General features: G+C 41.7%; 6 protein-coding genes. 5 read left to right on the top strand and 1 reads right to left on the bottom strand.

Annotated elements, in window-relative coordinates:
- From Q0I54_RS13055 to Q0I54_RS13035, 5 genes are all read left to right on the top strand, one after another.
- A partial coding sequence (locus tag Q0I54_RS13055) for an ABC transporter substrate-binding protein (RefSeq protein WP_296119272.1) occupies positions 1 to 927 on the top strand: 927 nt, incomplete at its 5' end.
- 22 nt (positions 928 to 949) lie between these two features.
- Positions 950 to 1,732, top strand: coding sequence for an ABC transporter permease (locus Q0I54_RS13050; RefSeq protein WP_294785415.1), 783 nt, complete (start codon positions 950 to 952; stop codon positions 1,730 to 1,732).
- A gap of 6 nt (positions 1,733 to 1,738) precedes the next feature.
- The gene (locus tag Q0I54_RS13045) at positions 1,739 to 2,509 is read left to right on the top strand and encodes an ABC transporter ATP-binding protein (RefSeq protein WP_296119270.1); all 771 of its coding nucleotides are present in this window, start codon (positions 1,739 to 1,741) and stop codon (positions 2,507 to 2,509) included.
- A gap of 264 nt (positions 2,510 to 2,773) precedes the next feature.
- Positions 2,774 to 3,265 (top strand): CinA family protein, encoded by a 492-nt coding sequence (locus Q0I54_RS13040; RefSeq protein WP_296119263.1) that lies wholly within the window; start codon positions 2,774 to 2,776, stop codon positions 3,263 to 3,265.
- Positions 3,266 to 3,409: 144 nt separating this feature from the next.
- The gene (locus tag Q0I54_RS13035; RefSeq protein WP_296119255.1) at positions 3,410 to 4,183 is read left to right on the top strand and encodes a NifB/NifX family molybdenum-iron cluster-binding protein; all 774 of its coding nucleotides are present in this window, start codon (positions 3,410 to 3,412) and stop codon (positions 4,181 to 4,183) included.
- Positions 4,184 to 4,354: 171 nt separating this feature from the next.
- Here the strand turns inward: Q0I54_RS13035 and Q0I54_RS13030 are convergent.
- On the bottom strand, positions 4,355 to 5,164 hold an 810-nt coding region (locus tag Q0I54_RS13030), incomplete at its 5' end, for a P1 family peptidase (RefSeq protein WP_296119252.1).

The raw sequence follows: 5,164 nt of genomic DNA, 5'->3' as shown, positions 1-5,164 counted from the left end.
AACATTGGTTTCCCAAGTGCCGGATACGAATGGGCAGAGGGAGCACTGGCAGTAGCAGAGGAAAAAGGATATCTGGATGAATATCTGAATCCATTAGGCTATGATGCAGACCTGATTCCGTTTACAGGAGCAGCACCGGCGATTCATGAGGCATTAGTATCCGGAGACCTGGATTACGCATATTATGCGGGGTTTGCGGGAATCATGGCAAAATCAAACGGGATTGATACGAAATTACTGACCGTGACAAGCTTTGGCTCCGTTTGGCAGCTTGCAGTCAGTGCTGATTCCGGCATCACTTCCTTACAGGATTTGAAAGGAAAAACAATTTCCTACCAACGTGGTGCAACACCACAAATGTATGTATTGAAAGTTCTGGAGGAAGCAGGATTGACAGCAGATGATGTGCAGCTTGTCAACAGTACGATTCCGGAAGGATTATCCAGTCTTTCCACTGGAGCTGTAGATGCGGCAGTTGTCACATATGGACAGGCAGATTCACTGGTAGAACAGGGAAAGGCAAGTATTTTACACAAAGGTGTAGAGGCAGATCCGGATGTTTTCTATGAGCCAAGTGTATTGACAGGTAGAAGTGATTATGTCAGTGAAAATTCAGATGTTACAGTTGCAATCATTAAAGCAATGTTGAAAGCAAAAGAAGATATCGTATCGAATCCGGATGCATTCTATGAGTTATCAGCTGAGAAGAGTGGAAGAACTTTAGAACAGGTAAAATCTGTAGCTGTATCAGATCTGGAGCTTGGATATCCGGTCAGTCTGGATGACAGATATATTTCTTCTTTAAAAAGTATTGAACAGTTTGAACTTGACAACAATATTATCACCAATCAGGTAGATTTTGATTCCTGGATAGACTCCTCTTATCTTGAAAAAGCAGTGCAGGAGTATCAGGAAAGCGCACAGTAAACAGTAAGGAGGCCGCGTGAGCATGTACAAAGGAAATAATGTATTTATACAAAAACTGTTGATTTTTATCAACATGATCATATTACCGGTCATCATTGTACTGGCGTGGCATTTTGCCACATCGACTGGTGCGATGTCAACGCTGATCTTACCTAAAATCAGCACCGTGCTTGAAACCTTGAAAGAACAGATTTCAAACGGTACATTACCGAGTGATATCGGTATCAGCTTAAGCCGTATCGCAAAAGGTTATGCACTGGCAGTTGTTGTAGGTATTCTTCTTGGCGTGCTCATGGGAATGAACAAATTTGCAAACCGATTTTTTATGCTGACATTTACTGCTATCCGTCAGATCCCAATGATCGCATGGGTTCCTATCCTGATTATCTGGTTTGGAATCGGCGAGCAATCCAAAGTAGCCGTTATCTTTCTGGCAGCATATTTTCCGGTTCTGGTAAATACTGTCAGTGGTATTGAACGTACCGATCCGAAACTGATCGAAGTTGGAAAAATGTATCATTTAAATAGTTGGCAGCAGTTTACAAAAATCTATCTGCCGTCTGCACTTCCATCTATTTTTGTTGGATTAAAGCTGGGACTTAGCGTATCCTGGATGGCAGTAGTCGGCGCAGAAATGATCGCAGCTACTTCCGGTATCGGTTTCCGTATCAATGATGCACGAAGCCTGATGCAGTATCCGGTAGTATTTGCAGGAATCATTGCCATTGCAGTTGTTGGTGTGATCATGGATCTTGCAATTTCACTGATCGGAAAACTATGCACACCTTGGGAAAAAGGCAGGTAAGCACAAATGGGAAAGACATTATCAATTCAGAACGTAAATAAAAACTTTACTGTCGATGGACAGAAAGTGGATGTATTAAAAGATATCAACCTTGAAATTCAGGAAGGCGAGTTTATTGCAATTGTCGGACACAGTGGTTGTGGAAAGAGTACACTGTTAAAAATCATTGCAGGTCTTGAAAAAAATGACACTGGAATCGTTACAGCAGACGGAAAAGAAGTCAATGGTCCGGGAATGGATCGTGGCATGATTTTTCAGGAGCACCGTCTGTTTCCGTGGATGAGCATTGAAAAAAATGTACAGCTTGGATTAAAAGGTCTGAGTAAAGAGGAAAAAACAAAACTCTCAGATCAGTATTTGGAACTGGTAAAATTAAGTGAATTCAAAAAAGCATATCCAAGTCAGCTTTCAGGTGGTATGTCACAGCGTGCAGCTATTGCAAGATCACTCGTAAGCCAGCCGGAAATTCTGCTTCTTGATGAGCCGTTTGGCGCATTAGACGCATTGACCAAGATTGAGTTACAGGAAGAATTACTGAAAATCCGTGAGCGTTTCCACAATACAATGATCATGGTTACACATGATATTGAAGAAGCTGTATTTTTGGCAGACCGTATCGTTGTAATGTCTGCAAGACCGGGTCGTATCAAGGATGTGATCAAAGTAGAACTTGGTAAATATCGTGACCGTGGAAGCGTTGATTTTGCTCATTACAAAAAGAAAATCTTTGATTACTTCTTTGAAGAAAAAACAGTTGTACCAGAGTACAATATATAAAAAACATACAAATGGATTTGTGTATTGTGAAATGATAATCCATTTGTATGATTGAATCCCAGCACTGATAAAATCTTGTTGCTCACCACCGATAGAGGTGGAAGTTATCTCATATCTGAAATATAAAATCTCTCTGAGTATTCTTGCATGAAAGACGGCAGATATCAGAGAGATTTTTGCTTTTTGTGAGAAAATGGCAGAGATAGCGCTTGTATTTTATTCATAAATAAGGGAAAATAAATCATATGTGTAAAGGAGATTAAGATGGAAAAGAAAAAAATACAGGTAGAAGACATTATAAAATATTTGATAAATACACATACAACGATTTCTACAATGGAAAGCTGTACTTCCGGTTTGATTGCTTCTATGATTACAGACACGGAGGGGGCATCTGCGATTTTCCCAGGTGGATTTGTAACTTATTTAAATGAAACAAAGATCCAGATCGGTGTGGATGAAAAAATAATTGAGCAATATGGTGTTTATTCGCGACAATGTGCAGAAGCGATGGCAAAAACTGCACAGAAAAAACTTCATACAGATATTGCTATTGGTATCACCGGCACAACCGGAAACATAGATCCGAACAATGCAGATAGTGTACAGGGCGAGGTATATTTTTGCATTTATATGGAAGGTAAAGCACATATTTTTGAACTGCGGGCAGAAGTTGCAAATATGAGCAGGCATGCAATCAAGCAGATGTATGCGGATGCGGTGTTTGAAAAACTGGGTGAGATACTGGGGGTATAAAGAAGTATTCTGGACGAATCGGACAAGATCAGGAAATTTGCTGAATTTTAAAATAAAAACTTTAAAAGGGCATATGTCAATAATGTTATTGACATATGCCCTTAATTGCGCTAGTATGTAAGAAAAGCAAGAAGGGAGCAGTTTATGCCGAGACCAGTAAAATGCAGAAAAGTCTGCCATTTTCCAAATGTTTTAGAATTTCTGCCATCAGATGATAATGAGAAAAAAACACCGATCGTTCTGAGCGTAGATGAGTACGAGACAATCCGTCTTTTGGACAAAAAAGGTTATAGTCAGGAGCAGTGTGCTGTATCCATGCAGATTGCAAGAACAACAGTCCAGCGAATTTACGAGATTGCCAGGAAGAAAATAGCAGATGCACTTATTGATGGATATCCACTCAGAATCGAGGGTGGAGATTTCAGAATCTGCAATGGCCAGAGCAGTAACTGTAACCTTGGAGGATGTTACAAGCAGGAAATTTATCAAAAATATGCAGCAAAAAAAGGAGAATGTACAATGAGAGTAGCAGTAACATATGAAAATGGACAGATTTTTCAGCATTTTGGACACACAGAAACATTTAAGATTTATGATGTAGAGGAAGGAAAAGTAGTACATTCAGAAGTAGTAGATACGAATGGAAACGGACATGGTGCGTTGGCGGGCGTTCTTAACGCATTGAATGCAGATGTTTTAATCTGTGGCGGAATTGGAGGCGGAGCACAGACAGCATTAGCTGCAGCAGGCATTAAGCTTTTCGGAGGCGTTTCCGGAAATGCGGATGAAGCGGTAGAAGCTTTTATGAAAGGAACACTTGATTATAATGCAGATGTTAAGTGTTCTCACCACGAGCACAATCACGGGGAAGGACATATATGTGGCATGCATGGATGTGGAAGTCACAGCTGTCATTAAAAAGAATAATAAGTAAAAGGTATAGTGAAGGAGCACTTGGGAAGCATAAAAAAATGCTTCCCAAGTGCTCTTTTAGAATAATGTCTCTGAAAACCAGAGGGTGTGAAGGATGTCAAAAGAAAGAAGCACCAGAACCGGTGATATGCCGGAAATGGTGCTTCAAGTCTGGTTTCAGGTTTCGGATTTCCTGTCGTTAAGATATTCTGCAAGGCTGTAATACAGTTCGCCCTCTCTTCCGCGTGTCTGTTTTGCAGCCGTCATGGAATTTAAGATTGCTTCCTGTTCGGCTTCTGCTGCAGCGAGAAAAGCTTGGTTGATCACATCCTCAGGAATTGCTGATAGCTGAAGCAGTTCCTCCCCGCAACCAGACGGAATCCGGTTTGCTGTTGTAAAGCCAATCATGACTTCTCCGCTTCCATGTCCTGTATAACCGCCGGTTCGTGCAATGCCAACCCCCGTTCTTTTCAAAATCCGTTTGAGCTGACGGCTTGTCAATGGGAGATCAGTAGCCAGAATGCTCATGATGGAGCCTTTGTCTTCTTCAGATGCAGCCATATCATTTTTTTCTTGCTTCCATTCCAGAATTTTTGGACCGACAGCTTCTCCGTTCAGTACAAAATCTTCGGTTGCACCAAAGTTTGACTGAACCAGAACGCCGATAGTGTATTCCTTTTCACCAATGCAGATTACGCGGGATGCAGATCCGATTCCACCCTTCATGCCGTAGCAGATGGTACCGGCACCAGCGCCTACATCCCCTTCTTCGAACTCCTCGGCTGCAGCCGTAAAAGCCTGTCGCACTTCTTTTTCACCAACTGCACGTTTCTGGATCTGGTTGATCCGGCAATCATTGCACTCGCCAACGACAGGATTGATGCTCATAGGCTCCAGTCCATCGTTCTGACACTGTTCGATCACGATACCGACAAGTGCATCCCAAACCTTTCCGACATTTAACGTATTTGTAAGGGCGATCGGTGT

It is taken from the genome of uncultured Eubacterium sp., from assembly GCF_934295145.1.
Taxonomy (GTDB): Bacteria; Bacillota; Clostridia; order Lachnospirales; family Lachnospiraceae; genus Eubacterium_I.
This window is presented reverse-complemented; position numbering and strand designations above follow the sequence as displayed.

Coding starts and splice junctions, on each gene's coding strand:
- Q0I54_RS13050 (WP_294785415.1), top strand. CDS start 950: ATGTACAAAGGAAATAATGTATTTATACAAAAACTGTTGATTTTTATC.
- Q0I54_RS13045 (WP_296119270.1), top strand. CDS start 1,739: ATGGGAAAGACATTATCAATTCAGAACGTAAATAAAAACTTTACTGTC.
- Q0I54_RS13040 (WP_296119263.1), top strand. CDS start 2,774: ATGGAAAAGAAAAAAATACAGGTAGAAGACATTATAAAATATTTGATA.
- Q0I54_RS13035 (WP_296119255.1), top strand. CDS start 3,410: ATGCCGAGACCAGTAAAATGCAGAAAAGTCTGCCATTTTCCAAATGTT.